16 protein-coding genes and 2 pseudogenes are annotated in these 14,514 nt (G+C 57.3%); 8 read left to right on the forward strand and 10 right to left on the reverse strand.

What is annotated here, in order from left to right; translation table 11 throughout:
- Positions 1-318 precede the first annotated feature (318 nt).
- Both ACI2KA_RS24600 and ACI2KA_RS24605 read left to right on the forward strand, forming a co-directional pair.
- Entirely contained in the window at positions 319-606 is a 288-nt protein-coding gene (locus ACI2KA_RS24600; RefSeq protein WP_404505073.1) for a hypothetical protein, read from the forward strand.
- The gene (locus tag ACI2KA_RS24605) at positions 606-1,760 is read left to right on the forward strand and encodes a site-specific integrase (protein ID WP_404505074.1); all 1,155 of its coding nucleotides are present in this window, start codon (positions 606-608) and stop codon (positions 1,758-1,760) included. Before ACI2KA_RS24600 ends, ACI2KA_RS24605 begins: the two co-directional genes overlap by 1 nt.
- A 15-nt stretch (positions 1,761-1,775) precedes the next feature.
- On the opposite strand, the gene ACI2KA_RS24610 is transcribed toward ACI2KA_RS24605, so the two are convergent.
- Both ACI2KA_RS24610 and ACI2KA_RS24615 read right to left on the reverse strand, forming a co-directional pair.
- A complete protein-coding gene (locus ACI2KA_RS24610) occupies positions 1,776-2,189 on the reverse strand; it encodes a type II toxin-antitoxin system VapC family toxin (protein ID WP_404505075.1) in 414 nt (137 codons plus the stop codon).
- Positions 2,186-2,434, reverse strand: coding sequence for a type II toxin-antitoxin system VapB family antitoxin (locus tag ACI2KA_RS24615; RefSeq protein ID WP_404505076.1), 249 nt, complete (start codon positions 2,432-2,434; stop codon positions 2,186-2,188). The genes ACI2KA_RS24610 and ACI2KA_RS24615 overlap by 4 nt, the downstream gene beginning before the upstream one ends.
- Before the next feature lie 221 nt (positions 2,435-2,655).
- Here ACI2KA_RS24615 and ACI2KA_RS24620 point away from each other — a divergent pair.
- Together ACI2KA_RS24620 and ACI2KA_RS24625 are read left to right on the forward strand one after the other, a co-directional pair.
- A pseudogene (locus tag ACI2KA_RS24620) lies at positions 2,656-2,973 on the forward strand (tyrosine-type recombinase/integrase); the annotation flags it as partial.
- 192 nt (positions 2,974-3,165) lie between these two features.
- The gene (locus tag ACI2KA_RS24625; protein ID WP_404505106.1) at positions 3,166-4,329 is read left to right on the forward strand and encodes an ATP-binding protein; all 1,164 of its coding nucleotides are present in this window, start codon (positions 3,166-3,168) and stop codon (positions 4,327-4,329) included.
- Positions 4,330-5,090: 761 nt separating this feature from the next.
- Here the strand turns inward: ACI2KA_RS24625 and ACI2KA_RS24630 are convergent.
- A pseudogene (locus tag ACI2KA_RS24630) lies at positions 5,091-5,524 on the reverse strand (hypothetical protein).
- A 752-nt stretch (positions 5,525-6,276) separates the two neighbouring features.
- Between ACI2KA_RS24630 and ACI2KA_RS24635 the strand changes: the two are divergent.
- On the forward strand, positions 6,277-6,645 hold the full coding sequence (locus tag ACI2KA_RS24635; RefSeq protein ID WP_404505077.1) for a DUF72 domain-containing protein: 369 nt from the start codon (positions 6,277-6,279) through the stop codon (positions 6,643-6,645).
- Positions 6,646-6,857: 212 nt separating this feature from the next.
- On the opposite strand, the gene ACI2KA_RS24640 is transcribed toward ACI2KA_RS24635, so the two are convergent.
- On the reverse strand, positions 6,858-7,157 hold the full coding sequence (locus tag ACI2KA_RS24640) for a hypothetical protein (RefSeq protein WP_404505079.1): 300 nt from the start codon (positions 7,155-7,157) through the stop codon (positions 6,858-6,860).
- A 262-nt stretch (positions 7,158-7,419) separates the two neighbouring features.
- Positions 7,420-8,484, reverse strand: coding sequence for a LacI family DNA-binding transcriptional regulator (locus tag ACI2KA_RS24645; RefSeq protein WP_404505080.1), 1,065 nt, complete (start codon positions 8,482-8,484; stop codon positions 7,420-7,422).
- A gap of 227 nt (positions 8,485-8,711) precedes the next feature.
- Between ACI2KA_RS24645 and ACI2KA_RS24650 the strand changes: the two genes are divergently transcribed.
- Positions 8,712-9,593, forward strand: coding sequence for an ABC transporter substrate-binding protein (locus ACI2KA_RS24650; protein WP_404505108.1), 882 nt, complete (start codon positions 8,712-8,714; stop codon positions 9,591-9,593).
- Positions 9,594-9,603: 10 nt separating this feature from the next.
- Here ACI2KA_RS24650 and ACI2KA_RS24655 read toward each other — a convergent pair whose 3' ends face one another.
- Positions 9,604-10,470: a recombinase family protein gene (locus ACI2KA_RS24655; protein ID WP_404505081.1), complete on the reverse strand. Its 867-nt coding sequence runs from the start codon at positions 10,468-10,470 to the stop codon at positions 9,604-9,606.
- A gap of 296 nt (positions 10,471-10,766) precedes the next feature.
- On the opposite strand from ACI2KA_RS24655, the gene ACI2KA_RS24660 reads away from it, so the two are divergent.
- Complete coding sequence (locus ACI2KA_RS24660; RefSeq protein WP_404505082.1) at positions 10,767-10,979, forward strand: TetR-like C-terminal domain-containing protein; 213 nt, start codon at positions 10,767-10,769, stop codon at positions 10,977-10,979.
- Between the two features lie 309 nt (positions 10,980-11,288).
- Entirely contained in the window at positions 11,289-11,642 is a 354-nt protein-coding gene (locus ACI2KA_RS24665; protein WP_404505083.1) for a hypothetical protein, read from the forward strand.
- 138 nt (positions 11,643-11,780) lie between these two features.
- Here ACI2KA_RS24665 and ACI2KA_RS24670 read toward each other — a convergent pair whose 3' ends face one another.
- The 4 genes from ACI2KA_RS24670 to ACI2KA_RS24685 form a co-directional block, all read right to left on the reverse strand.
- The gene (locus ACI2KA_RS24670) at positions 11,781-12,098 is read right to left on the reverse strand and encodes a hypothetical protein (RefSeq protein WP_404505084.1); all 318 of its coding nucleotides are present in this window, start codon (positions 12,096-12,098) and stop codon (positions 11,781-11,783) included.
- 85 nt (positions 12,099-12,183) lie between these two features.
- Positions 12,184-12,567: a hypothetical protein gene (locus tag ACI2KA_RS24675; protein WP_404505085.1), complete on the reverse strand. Its 384-nt coding sequence runs from the start codon at positions 12,565-12,567 to the stop codon at positions 12,184-12,186.
- 324 nt (positions 12,568-12,891) lie between these two features.
- Positions 12,892-13,245: a Tn3 family transposase gene (locus ACI2KA_RS24680; protein ID WP_404505086.1), complete on the reverse strand. Its 354-nt coding sequence runs from the start codon at positions 13,243-13,245 to the stop codon at positions 12,892-12,894.
- Positions 13,246-13,524: 279 nt separating this feature from the next.
- Positions 13,525-14,376, reverse strand: a complete 852-nt coding sequence (locus tag ACI2KA_RS24685; RefSeq protein WP_404505087.1) for an ATP-dependent nuclease — start codon at positions 14,374-14,376, stop codon at positions 13,525-13,527.
- Between the last annotated feature and the right edge of the window lie 138 nt (positions 14,377-14,514).

The raw sequence follows: 14,514 nt of genomic DNA on the forward strand, positions 1-14,514 counted from the left end.
CTATTCCGCCCCTCCCTTCCATGGTTGCGGCACGCGCCTGACGCCTCATCCTTGCCCATTGGGCTGGCATTGCCACCAGATTAGCCCCGCTTACCCGCATCAGGGCATTCATGCTGATTTTTGAAACATCGTAAACCATTGAAATCATGGTAAATGATTTACTAAAGGAACTCTAGAAGAATATTATAGTTCCTCACATAGGACGATTCTAGGTTGGATTATCAACCATCGATAAGTACCTCTTATCGATGGTAGATCGACAAAGCCAGCAAATCCAGCTAATCTGGGCCAAGTCACGCTCAGCTAAGGCTCTGAAACATGGAAGATCGCGTCCGCTTCGCCCTCGAAAAGCTTCTCAACGTCGCCCACCAGAATACTGGCCAGGGTGGGCGCGTCGCGAACTTTCTGCTCGCCTGGTGGAATGCCGAGGTTCACGGCGGCTTCGACCTGACCGATCTCGCCAGTGTCGATCGCGAGGTTGCCGACGACATGGCAACGGTCTTCACCTTTCTCGCCCGCGAAGAGGATCTCGTTTACCCTGACGCCTACAAGCCGGAGATCATTCAAATCATTCGCCGCTGGCGACCAAATGTCGAGATCGATTGATGTCCAAGTCGCGCAAACCAGCGTCCTTGTCCGACATCGAAAGGCGCGCCGTCGAACTGGATACGATTGCCTCAGTGCTGCCAATCGATCGACGCGACGAGCTCGCCGAATTGTTGACCGACCAGGATGTCGAGACGCTACGGCATCTGGTCAGCCAGGGCATGGGCGACAACACGCTGCGGGCGCTGACCTCCGATCTCGCTTACCTCGAAGCCTGGGGACTGGCCGCGACCGGATCCTCCCTACCCTGGCCGGCGCCCGAGGCACTGCTACTCAAATTCGTCGCCCATCATCTGTGGAATCCGGAGAAGCGTGGAGCCGACCCCGATCACGGTATGCCGGCCGATATCGCCGACAACCTGCGGCGCCAGGGGTTCCTGAGAACCGCGGGGCCACACGCGCCAGCGACGGTGCGCCGGCGGTTGGCGAACTGGTCGACGCTGACCAAATGGCGCGGGCTTTCTGGTTCTTTCTCCTCCCCTGCCCTCAAACAGGCGATCCGGCTCGCCGTTCGGGCTACGCCACGGCCACGAAAACGAAAAAGCGCCAAGGCGGTGACATCAGATGTTTTGGCAAAGCTGCTGGCGACCTGTGCCTCAGAAAACCTGCGGGATCTGCGCGACCGGGCGATCCTCATGGTCGCCTTTGCGTCCGGCGGTCGCCGGCGCAGCGAGATGTCCGGGCTGCGGGTCGAACAACTGGTTGTCGAGGCTCCGGTTGAACTGGCCGACGGCCCTCCCCTCCCCTCTCTCGCCATTCATCTCGGTCGGACCAAAACCACGTCCGGTGAAGAGGACGATGTCGTTTATCTCACCGGCCAGCCGGTCGAGGCGCTGAATGCCTGGATGGCGGCAGCAAAAATCGACAAGGGCAGCGTGTTTCGGGGGATCGGGCGCTGGGGCACAGTGTCTAAGCGGGCGCTTGACCCGCAATCGGTCAATGCCATTCTCAAGCAACGGGCGGAGATGGCTGGGTTGGACAGTGGGGAGTTTTCGGCGCATGGGTTGCGCTCAGGGTATTTGACCGAGGCTGCCAACCGGGGCATTCCCCTCCCCGAGGCGATGGAGCAATCACGCCACCGATCCGTTCAGCAAGCATCCAGCTATTATAACAGCGCTACACGCAGAAGCGGGCGAGCGGCCCGATTGTTGTAGGATCGGGTCTCACTGTCAGAATTGCCAGGGCGAGATCAATTCGAGCCCCGTTGTCTCGAAATCTTTGAGGTTTCGGGTCGCCAACCGGCCACCATTGATCCGCGCTATCGCCGCGATCATGCCTTCTGGAGCCGACATTCCCCTCCCCTGCCGCGCAGCATCTCCCATGATATCGCCATAGGCCAATGCTGCTTCTTCCGTGAAGGCAAACATCTTGTCGGAGAACCGGCGACGCCAGCTCACAAGTCCCTCTTCCAGGCGATCTGCGCGCTGATCCGGCCTGATCTTTTGAATACCAAAAGCGATCTCAGCAACTGCAACCGTCGGCAATGCCAATTCGGCGTCGTGACGAACCAGCCATGCTATAACCGCAGAATCGGGAGCTTTCTTCAAAGTCTCCGACATCACATTCGTGTCGAGAAAAATCAAAGCTCGACGCCTTCGTGAGCGCGTCTGTTTTCATCGATGATACTGTCGAAATCGATATCCGTACCCGACTGCGATGAAAGACGGCTATAGAATTTCGCAGCAGGTTCACGTCCCGCCTCACGAGCCTCGTAGGTTTCGAGCGCGCGCTCGACAATATCGGCAATCGTGCGATTTTCTCGGCGGGCAAGCTTGTGGGCAAGGTCACGCGCTTTGGAACTGCGGACAGATAGTTGCGGTGTTACCATTGAGTGCTCCTTCGTCTGAATCCAATCTAAATTAAATTGAGACTGCCATCTTGATGGCAGGCGTTTCTGATATTTGGCCCTGCGTTTTTACCACCATGCATGTTCGTTGCGCCTGACACAAACGCTACACTTTAAGCAATTTCTGCCAAAGACGGCCACCAGACGCATTTCATGCAGGCTATCTGATGGCATCCATCGACCGCCGCATTTCGAGCCTGACGAACATCTGGATGGAGGCCGCAAAAATCGACAAAGGCAGCCTGTTTCGAGGAATCGGGCGTTGGGGTAACGTCTCAAGACGGGCAGTCGATCCGCAGTCCATAAATGCCATTCTCAAGCGGCGCGCCGAAATGGCGGGGTTGGAGCCCACAGAGTTTTCGGCGCACGGCCTGCGGTCAGGATATTAGACCGAGGCCGCCAACCACGGCATCCCCCTGCCGGAGGCGATGGAACAGTCGAGGCATCGGTCGGTGCAACAGGCTTCTAGCTACTACAACAACGCTACTCGGCGAAGCGGGCGCGCCGCAAGACTGCTGTGAAATGGTGGGAGAACTTGTCGATCGAGCATCGTGCCTATGTTGGCCGTTCTTAATGAGCGGAAACGCATGTTGAGGGCTTATTTTTTTGGCTTCTCCGCTTAGCATTTTCCCGAAGAAAGTCATGCCTCCTAGTTTATCCAAATGCGTAAAAATATCCTTGCAATTATGGAGAAGAGATCCATAATTGCAAGGATGATTAGACGCAGAATTGAAAATGAGCTCGTTTATCTGATCAGCGAAAGCCCAGCCGTTGCGCTGCTTGGGCCCCGTCAGGTTGGCAAAACGACAATGGCCATAGATATTGGCAATACCCGGCCCTCTGTCTATCTCGACCTGGAATCGGAGGCTGACCGGGCCAAGTTGTCAGAACCGGAACTCTATCTTGCAAGTCACAGTGACAAGCTGGTCATCCTTGACGAGGTACACCGCCTGCCAAATTTGTTCCAGGTGCTGCGTGGTCTGATTGATCGTAACCGCCGAGCCGGGCGACGCGTCGGCCAGTTTTTGCTGCTAGGCTCAGCGTCCATCGATCTTCTCAAACAGTCAGGTGAAACGCTGGCCGGGCGTATTGCCTACCTTGAAATGCAGCCCGTCGACGGCTTGGAAGTGTCGCCGGATAATCTCGATACGCTTTGGCTGCGGGGCGGCTTTCCTGATAGTTTACTTGCTTCCAGTGACCGCGCAAGCATGCGTTGGAGACAGGACTTCATTCGCTCTTATCTCGAACGAGATATTCCACTGTTGGGACCGCGCATTCCCGCCGAAACATTGAGACGGTTTTGGACCATGCTGGCACACCATCAGTCAGGGCTTCTAAATGCGGCCGAGTTCGCCCGCTCCCTTGGGGTCGATGGCAAAACCGTTGCTTCCTATCTCGATCTTCTCGTCGATCTGCTTCTCGTCCGCCGCCTCGAACCCTGGCATGCTAACGTCGGCAAGCGGTTAGTCAAATCACCCAAAGTCTACGTAAGGGACAGCGGCATTGCTCACGCCCTTCTTGGACTCGCAAGCGCCGAGCAGCTACTCGGCCATCCAATTGTCGGCTCCAGTTGGGAGGGCTTCGTGATCGAAACATTGATCGCCGCATCACCCGACGGCACTGTGGCAAACTTCTACCGCACAGCGGCCGGCGCAGAAATCGATCTCCTGCTTACCCCTCCAGGCCAAAAGCCTTGGGCTATAGAGATCAAGCGAAGTCTGACGCCTAAACTCGAGAAGGGCTTTCATCTCGCTTGCGACGATCTCCAGCCCCAAAAACGTATCGTTATATATCCCGGGAGGGAGCCTTTTCCTCTTCCAAACGAAGTAACTGTTATGCCCATATCTGCCGCTGGGCGACTGTTGCTTGACCAATAGCCGCACGCACGCCAGGAACGGACGATAGGATCCGACCATCCTTGCGGCGATTTCAATTGGGAGAAAGCGACACATCCCACTCTCTCCCTGCCGGTGCAGCATCAAGGGTCCCGCGGTGAACCTCCGTCTCGAACGGCTGTCCGTCGAGGCGCCGATCGGAGCTGCCGACAGCCCTCCCCTCCCCTGGCTTGCAACTGATTTCGGGACCGACCAAAACCATGAGTGGTGAGCATGATGAGGTCGTTCTTAAGGCCTGAGCAACGGCTGTAGAGATCAACAAGGGTAGTGTGTTCCGGTGAGTTGGGCGTTGAGGTAACGGTTAGAAGCGAGTGATCGATCGCAGTAGACTAGGCTGTGAACCCATAAACGGGCACAAGGCGACTGAAGCACAGGCGGTCGCGAACGTTGCCACCGGCAGCTTCGTAAGCCGCGAGAGGGTCGGCAAATACTTTACGCCCTTCCTCGCTAAAATCGTGGCGCGGCTGATATCGATAACCAGTCGATACAACACAATCCCGACATCACGATTCGTCATGCCAGGTTCGCGAAGCTGAACTATACTCTTGTGTTTCACCACGGTACGGGACACGCCGATTCCTCTTAAATCCGAAGCGTGGCTCCACCGCCGACACGATTTACCATCGGGAATTAGCGATTCTCCGCCGGGGCGGGCGCCGCAGTCGCAGTAAGCTGCTGGGTCCCATTGTGAACACGCTAAGGAAGGAGACTGAGCGGAGTATGCCTTCGGGCTAGGCCTGCGCTCAGATCTGCGTCGGCTTGATGGTGTCGATACGGACATCGCCGTCCATCACTCCCCTCACCAGACCTTGTCCACCATGTCCACCTCAATCACCGTATAGAGTTTTTCATCTCTAAAGGAACTTGCGTTCAACGTCGTCACGTCTTCGGCTGGAAGGGTGACGATCTGCAGGTAATCGAGCTCCGCACCTGCAGCGACAATCCGTGCATCACCTGCGGTCCGCGCAGCGACCACGACGGTACCGTGGGAGGGAGCATTCTCCCAACGTGGGTCGTCTGGTGCTACAACGGGTCCAAGGCGATAAACATTGAGGGTTTCGCCGATAACCGTTCCGCGTGCGATCTCGGTTGCATCGTCAAACTGAGCCCGGCTTTCAACCGAGTAACCGAACCGGTTATCGGTAGCACCTGTATTTTCGGCGTAATCGCCATCCATCAATTTGCGTTAGACGTGGTATCTCCTCCCTTTCACGCCTTGACCTTCATTGCAAACCACGGGCCTTTCCGAAATGTTCCAGTGTGGTCAAACTCACAGAAGGCGAAATTTTCATCATCGATTGGACACGACCTGTGGTCATTGTCTGGCGTCATCATTACCCTCGTGAGAGGGCGGGGAAGCCAACATCGAGGCAGCTACGTAGTGGGAAACCCCATTGAATGACTCGCAGGCCGGCGCCCAGCCTGCCTCAATGCCTTACCATGGCCGGAGAGGGGACAGATCATTTGCATTGGAGCAGTGCGCCAAAACCTTGTCAGCTGACAAGGTTTTTTCGGATTGAAGCATCCATCGAGTGTTTGCTATGACGCGACACTGAAAAACCCGCCTGACTTCACGACCAAATCGCCGCCTTAAAACCTTGTCAGCTGACAAGGTTTTAAGGCGAACCTAGCTGAAACAGATTTTCGAGTTATGCCCCGCATTTTTGATGAGTTGAACCTAGTAATACAAGATGCAGGAGACGCGATTTACTAACAATTGCTAGCGCGGCGTGGTCCATACCCAAAAAGGCGACCGACCGGGGGAGGGGAATAGCCTTCGCCGGTACGCCTCCTTTTTTGAACGGAGTCGAAATCAATTCCATTCTGCCGCCGGCACGAAGCGTCCACCTTTGCTCGATGGGCTGAATCTGTGCCCACGCATTTCGATTTTCCGCAAAGGTGTCCAAAGAGATTTCGCATATGCACAGAATGAACGACATCTCAGAGCCGTTTGAGACTTATATAGAAGACCTTGCGCCACTGGGCCAAAAGCGTGGACCGCTTCTGTGTCAGCTTCCGCCATCATTGGCCTTTGATATCCGAACGTTGGATAACGCATTCAAGACGATGCGTGCGACCGGTAAAGGCCAGATTGTCATTGAAGCTCGACACAAAAGCTGGACGTCGCAAGAAGCAGTTGATCTGTTGACGACACACAAGATTGACCGAGTCTTCGCCGATCCCGCGCTCGTGTGGCCCGCCGAAGCTTTCGACGAACCCCCGCGATATGTTCCTCCGCACGGAAAGCCTAAAATCTACTATTCCGCTTATAGCACGATGAGATCAGATCTTTTGTAAACTCGTGGCGCCTGACGGCTGGTGCGTCTTCGGCAACACCGCGTCAGGCGCGGCAACGATGAAATGCATGCCTGGCACCAACGTCCGCGTAAGACATCGGGATGACGCAAGTACACTTGTGCCATGACCGCCTCGCGGACGAGCCAAGGAGCGGCCTCACGTGCTTGATCATTCACCACGGAGTTCGCGCAACTTGGTTGCACTTCAACCCATCATATCCCGGAACCAAAAAGCTCGCGGTCATCGTCGCCTTCCCAAGGGGAGGGCGTCGAGAGCCCACCGGCATTGGCCGCCGGTATTGGCATCCAACACTTCAACTCCGGTTCCGCGTATTCAATTATCCGGCCTGGTGAAGAGTCTGAAGCTCGCCAGCCTTCTGTTCCAAGCCGATCGTTATTGGACCAATAAACGAGATCCACCTGTGCTGGGCCTTGCTCTGACGAGCGAATCGTCACGAGGATTCGAGTACCGTCTTTCGGTGCGCTTGCCATATGACGCCACGGCTGGTCCATTCTCTTTCTCCCTTGCCATTGGCGCAAGTTTTGCCTCGCCGTGAAAAGCGGTCAACTCAAACTTTTTGAAATTCCCAACATGCGGCGCTTCGCTCCTGATTCAGGCTGACATGCGGCCCTCAAATTTCACTGGAGAACAAACAACGACGCTGCCTGGGTTGGCTGGCCCCAATTTTGAGAAGACACCAAAAACGTTATGGAGTTTCAAACGGGGAGGGCGGCGCGCACGATAGGACAGCGACGGTCCAAGCAGTCCTTAGCATCAAATGGGCCGGGTTGAGGCGCGCTCAATGACTTCCGTTTTCAAGATGACCTTGCGGGCCGCTTGATCTGCGCCGCTCAACCGCTCAACAAGCAATTTTGCCGCCGTCGCTCCGAGTTCATACACGGGTTGCCGGACAACGGTGATAGGAGGGGTGGTTACGGACGTCCAGTCCGCATCATGGAAAGACACCAAGGACACATCGCCCGGAATATTTACTCCCAAATCGCGATGAGCCTTGAATACCTCGAGGCCGATGATGCTGTCTGATGCGATAATCGCGGTCGGAGGGTTTGACGATTGGAGCATTTCGGTAACGATCCGGTGTGTGCGTTCCGGCGTGACAGCGCCAACCTTCACCCAGTTCTCCATGCCCTGAAGGCCCGACTTACGGCAGACCTCAAGATATCCCTCAATACGGCGCCGGACGGACCCTGTGCTGATGTCCTGTGACGTGTGGAAGCAATGATCAGGTGTGTCGCAGGCGGTGAGGTAGGCGATGCGGCGGTGGCCAAGCCCAATCAGTCGGCTCGTGACATTTTCGGCAGCATGACGGTCGTCGGCAAGAACCGTGTCCACGTCGAGTGCGTCGCCTCCGCGGTCAAGCAAAGCCAAGGGTAGTCCCGAGCGAATAGCCTCCCTGAGGTGATCGACATCATTCTCCTTGGCAGGGGAAACAATCAGACCATCGACGCGTTTGGCAAGCAATGTACGGATCGCCGCCTTCTCCGCCGTCGCGTCCTCGCCCGAATTGATGAGAATGACGGTAAAGCCCGCCTGCCGGGCGATATCCGTGATGCCGCGCACCGCGAGGCTGAAGAAGGGGTTTTCGATATCCCCCACCACAACGCCGATCGTGCCGGAGCGGCCCGTCGTCATGCTGCGGGCAAGTTCATTGGGGCGATAATCAAGGGAACTTGCGGCAGCTGTGACAGCCTCGCGCACCCTGTCGCTGACAGTTCCGTAGCCGCCGAGCACGCGTGCAGCCGTTGCCTTCGAGACGCCGGCCCTGCGCGCGACGTCAGCCACGGTGACGGAAGGAGATTTAGAGAGGCTCTTGTCCATGAACGCTAGCCTTACAAGAGAACTTGACGAGTGGCAAATGCGAAGATAACAATTGCCAATAATCAAAGAGACCGGTCTCTTTATTATTGAGACCGGTCTCAATAACAGAAAAAGACTTCCGACATGCGAACTGCATGGGCCGGGTAGGTGACGTCGTGTCGCCGTCCGGATGGGACCCGTGCGCCTTGAATACATCGCAGACAACGACACCAGAGGAGACGAAACTAATGCGATTTACCGAAGCCTTTACTTCCCCCTTTGTCAAAATCCGCGCCACTGCCATCGCGGTCACGCTCGGTGTCCTTGCAGGGGCGGCGACCCCGGCGCTTGCAGACAATCCGCTTGGCCTCATTGCTCCCACCACCATCAGTGTCGGCACGATGGGTGACGCCAAGCCCTATGCCTTTACCACCGCCGACGGTAACTTTACTGGTTTCGACATTGAGCTTTTCCTCAACGTTGCCGGACGCCTCGGTTTCAAGAAGGAGCAGGTGATTTTCACCGGTCAGGAATTCTCGGCGCTGATGCCGTCGGTCGCCAACGGCCGCTTCGATGTTGCGGCCGCCGCAATTGGCACGACGGCCAAGCGCAAGGAAACCGTTGATTTCTCCGATGGTTATCTTGCAGGTTTCCTCAGCGTGCTGACTTCGGAGCCTGGCATCACCGATGCGGCAGGCCTCAAGGGCAAGCGTCTCGGCGTCGTGCAGGGCACGCTGCAGGAAATCTATGCAGAGAAGAACTTTGCCGGCACCGATCTCGTCAAGTTCCCGGACAACAACTCAGCCGTTTCTGCGCTCAACAACGGCACAGTCGACGCCCATTTCCTCGATTTCGAGGCGGCAAAGGACTACTCCGCCCGCTATCCGGCGCTGAAGATTGCAGTCAACATTCCAAGCTTCGATGCGCCTGCCGGCTTCGTCATCCGCAAGGGGAACGATGCATTGCGCGAGGCGCTCGACAAGGGCCTGAAAGAGGCCATGCAGGACGGCACCTGGAAGAAGCTTCATGAAAAATGGTTCCCCGGCACACCGATGCCGGCGGCATATCTTCCCAAGCAGGCCCAGTCGGCCCGAAGCTGGGATTTTGGCCAAGTGAAGAACAGAAGCTGAACGGCGGCAGTTACCAGCTCCTCCCTTCGCCACCGACCTCATATATGTCGGCTTCGAGTGAGCACCGGTGGCTCTCGGCTATATTGGCCATATAAGAGTAAAGGGCGTTGATTTCGTTATCGAGATCAGATCCTTCAGGATCGGTGTCGTAGGGCACGACGATCTGGTAGTCGCAATTGCCGGTCTTCTGCATGGCGAAGTCGCGCTCAAGCATGGCCTCGATCTGCTCGCGCGCAGGTTTTCTGCCACGCCCGTTTTTACTGAAGTTTTCGATCACCAGATGCAGGGTGATCGCGACGGACGGGGGCTTCTCGGGTGGCTCCGCCATCGGAGCCAGGGATTTTAGTGCTCTATAGATCGTCATCCTGGAAACCTTCAGATCACGGGCGACACTCGCCTTGCTGGCGCCGTCGGCGATGCGGCGGCGAATGTCTTCATCGTCGACATTCTTCTTCCGACCTTTGTAGATGCCTTCTGCCTTCGCCGCCTCGATCCCGGCACGCTGTCGGTCCTTGATGAAGGTCAGCTCCATGTCGGCGACCATGCCAAGGATGGTGATCACCATCCGCCCCATATTGCCCGCCGTGGTAACTTCGGGTTCGAGGATGCGCAGGGAGGCACCCTTTTCTTCGAGCTCATGCACCAGGTTCAGGACATCACGTGTGGAGCGGCCGAGACGATCGAGACGAAGGACAACCAGTTCGTCGCCCGCTCGCAGGAATTGCATAACGGTTTCCAGCTCCGTCCGTCCGGTCCGTGACGCACCGGAGCCGGTTTCCGAGCGAACGATCCCACACCCGGCGTCCTTGAGGCGGGCGATCTGGATGTCGAGATCCTGGTCTGTGGTGCTGACGCGGGCGTAACCGACACGACTCATGACAAATCCGTCACATTAGGGTGGGTTACTCATCGTAACGTCACTTTAGATTCAATTCCACCCTTTTGTGACGCTTCTAGGGTGGCGCGGGATGTAACATGCATATGTTACGCTGGAGTGCACCCAAATGTGATAACGATCCGGCCTGTCTCATGCCGCCAACTGCCCAAAGTTCTGGGGCAGAACTGCACGGCAATTCCGGCAGGCTTTCCGCCATCGCTGAGCTTACGCGGGCTGGCGCGGGCTGTGGGCGTCGCCGCGCTGTCTGTTAACAACATTTCTCCGGGCTCAATGCCTTGACGCTGGCACTGGCTGAAGAGGGTTTCGCCGACCTCGCCATGGCTTTGAGAGCGGCCGGCCCCGATCCGTTGTCGCTGGGCCTTGCCTATCTCGGCTTTGCGCGAGCTAACCCCGGCCTTTACCGTCTGATGTTTGGTGAAGGCAGCCGCAGCGACAGCCCCGAAGACGTGACCCTTCGCACCCTTGATCGCGCTGACCGGCTCGCGTGAGGCCGCGCTCCATTACTGGGCACCGGTCTTGCTTCTCTGGTGACCGACGACCAGGGTTCCCTTGGACCCGATCCGGAAGCGCAGCTGCGCAATATCCTTAAACAGCGCTGATCATTGAGAGGTCAAGTCCCTCTGAGGTGGAACCGGGCTTTGACTAGCAGTGCAACCGAAAAGTCTACAAAGCACATAAATTATGATCGCACGACTTGGGAATCTGGTTGTCGATCTAGCCTAGCGTGACGACGACAGAGGCCCGGAGGCAACCGCCTCCGGACGTTTTCTTTTGCTTCGGTAGATAAACAAACAGAGATGGGCCTAGCCGTCGCCGCCATCACCACCGTCGCCACCATTTCCTCCGTTCCCACCATCGCCTCCCGGGCCGCCATCGCCACCGTTCCCACCGTTTCCAGAACCGTCGCCAGACCCACCATTCCCACCATCGCCGCCGTTGGCTCCAGCGCCACCAGGCCCGCCGGGCCCGCCGTTGCCCCCATTGCCACCGTCGACGCCTGGCCCGCCGTCGCCGCCTCGGCCGCCGTTTTCACCCGGCCCCCCTGGGCCTCCTGGGCCGCCATTCTGACCCGGTCCGCCATCAGCGCCACGGGAGCCGTCTGCTACCAGAAGTTCCAATCCTTTCAGCGGTTGAAGACCCTGATGATTTGAGGATGTTTCGACCGTAGCATGAGCAACGGTACCAAGCGTTGCCGCGAAAATCAGGAAGGGCAGAAACAGAGCCTTCCTCGTTGGTTTCCTAGACATTGTTCAAATCCAATCGAATGTTTGCGCTACGCAGGCCAAGCACTAATTCGTGCAATTTCCAGCCGCGCCGCCTTTCCCGCCCTTTCCACCTTTGCCGCCTTTCCCGCCTTTGCCGGATGCGCCATCGGCCCCATCTTTCCCGTCCTTGCCAGGAGAGCCACATTTTTGATTGGCAGCTTGGGTGTTCGTTGCGAGTTGCGTGCCGTCTTCCACAGGCACTGAGGCCTGCGCTTGATCGCTCACCGCAGCAGAAGGAGCGTTTGCCATGGTCCCTTCTTCGGCGTAGGCAATAGCGCCGAAGCCGCCCAATGTTGCCAGGAGAAGCGCACCGAGTACGGCACTTTTGCGAGTAGTGGTCATGGTCTAATTCCTATTTTCAGAAGATGAGTGAAAAGGCGGGCGCACCGGCCTATTTGGCAGTGCGCACGCCGCAACATGGCTTTAATCAATCTCCACCATCACCGCCATCGCCGTTGCCGCTGCCGCTACCGTCGGAACTGCCATTTCCATTTCCGTCGTTGTTGCCGTTGCCACTGCCGTCGTTGCTACCGTTGCCGTTGCCATTGCCGTTTCCGTCATGGCTGCCGTTTCCGTCGCTACCGCCGTTGCCACCATTACCACCGTTGCCGCCTTGGCCACCGTTGGAACCGCCGGCACCGCCATTGCCACCGCTTCCGCCGTTGCCGACGAGGATCAGATGTGGGGAGGCGTCAGTGTTGAAAACAGCGACCTCAGTATGTGTATTGCGCATAAAGGCCTGAGCCTGAGCGGAAAACGCGGCCGTCATCAGACCAAGTGTGCATAGTCCTAATGCGAGAGACTTATTCATGGTACATCTCCAAGATACGTTTCACATATTTCTATATTCCGCGGAATATTCAGTGTGCACGTCCGGGATGCTGCTCTCTCTTCTAGACAGGAAAATGAACTAGAAATTAAATTTCGTTAATGTTGGTATAGGCATTCATTCTACCTGCGCCTCGTTTGGAAGCGAGACGACCTCTCAGTTGGCAGCTATTGATTGCGTATTGCTGAGGTGCTGCTGAGAGGAGCTCGCGCAAAGGGAACCCCGCGCCGCGTTCCCCTTTCACCCCGGCTTTTAATAAAAAACAATGGTTTAGGTGCTTATGTACGTTCCCGGCTCCATTGCTACTCAAATCCCGAACAAACCTTCAGGCGGCAATCCGCCCAAATCAATCCGCTTGCTCAGGTCGAGGTCGAAACGACCATAAGGATTGACGTGACTGTAGATCAGCGGCGTCAGGCCGCGATAATCTTCCGCCGTCATCCGACCTGCCCATTTCGGTTCCACCAGGACGGTTTGAAGCATGCGGGTGTTCACATAGACGAGTGACGCCTGCAGCAGATGCAGCGCAAGGGCAGAAACTTCCTGCTCGTTGACCCGGTTGGTGGCGATCTCGCCGCCCTTGCCGAAGAAGACGAAGCCGCTGATTGATGGACGGGCCGCCGGCCGGCAGCAACGGCGCGAGCAGACGACGGGCCTCATCATGCCACCCCTCGGCCGTTGCGAACCGCTCCGGACTGAACTTCAGGGCGTGTGCCAACGCGAGGGCTGCAGGGCGCCACGACTCGGGGCTGACGTCTGTATCCACGAGATGCTGGTGATATGTCTTTCCGCCCATACCGCCGCCCAGTTCGAGCATAATGCGATGAATGGCAACGAGCGCCTCCTTCCGCCCGCCGATCTCGAACGAGAAGTGAAAATCGCTCACCGCTACGGCAAGTCTGTAGCTCAGATCGCGAATGCCCGTATCTTGGGGATGTCCTAGCGCGTTCGCGCCTGTTCGCCTTGTCGCCGAAACGACAGGGCAATCCTGTGCCGCGAACCCCATAGCCCGCACGAGTTCTTGGAATTTCGCCCCGATCGTCGAAGGAACGCCCCTTCCTGAATAAGACAGGATCTGAACCGCCTTCGGTTCGTCCCGACACTCGCCCAGCGTTTCGTCGATTGCAGCACGCATATTGAGAGGAGCAACTTGGCGTAAGGCTCAAAGTCAACGCCATCAATCGGGACGAACACCGCCGAGCGAAACAGGCGGAGCTTCTCCGCTTCGCCCTTCAGGACCACCTTCTTCGCGATGACCGGAAGCAAAAGCGCTTCAGCAATCCCCTCGACGAGGAGCACGCGACCACCGAACAGGAGCGCCGATTTGGTCACGTCGAGATAGCGATCGACCTTGCGACGCTCGACCGGATTGAGCGCCAATGCACTGAGCGGAATGCAGCGTGTTTCTCGCCTCGGTCTGCCCACCGGCATCACGGGATTCGGCTCGATTTCCGGCATGATCTCGGCTGGAACGCCGGCGAGCGCATGCGGCTCTTCCTCCGCAACAGCCGCCTCGGCCAAATCTGGCGAGGGAAGAAACGATCGGAAAAAGACGAGCTTCTTGCTTTCCACCCACGCCGAAAGGTTCGGCGAATGGGTTGCTACGATCACCTGCAGCTCGCCCGCCGGACCTTGAATATCAGCGCGCGGCTTACGCGATTTCTCGGCCTGCTCGTCAAGGAAGCTGAGCACAGCTGCCTGGACCTGGGGGTGGAGATGGGCTTCCGGCTCCTCGACCAGGAACAGCGTCAAATCGGTGACCTTTTCGAGCTCGACTGCGATCGTCGCCATATAGAGAAGGTTCGCGTAGGCGGTCGTGATTTGTCTAGATAACCGTCAAGCGTGTGTGATTTGGCGAATGCCGCAAGCTCTCCACCCTGGCCAAGCCGATTGCGGACCGGATAGAGCCGAAGCTCGCCCGAGGAGACA

Source organism: Agrobacterium sp. NPDC089420 (assembly GCF_044900305.1).
Taxonomy (GTDB): domain Bacteria; phylum Pseudomonadota; class Alphaproteobacteria; order Rhizobiales; family Rhizobiaceae; genus Agrobacterium.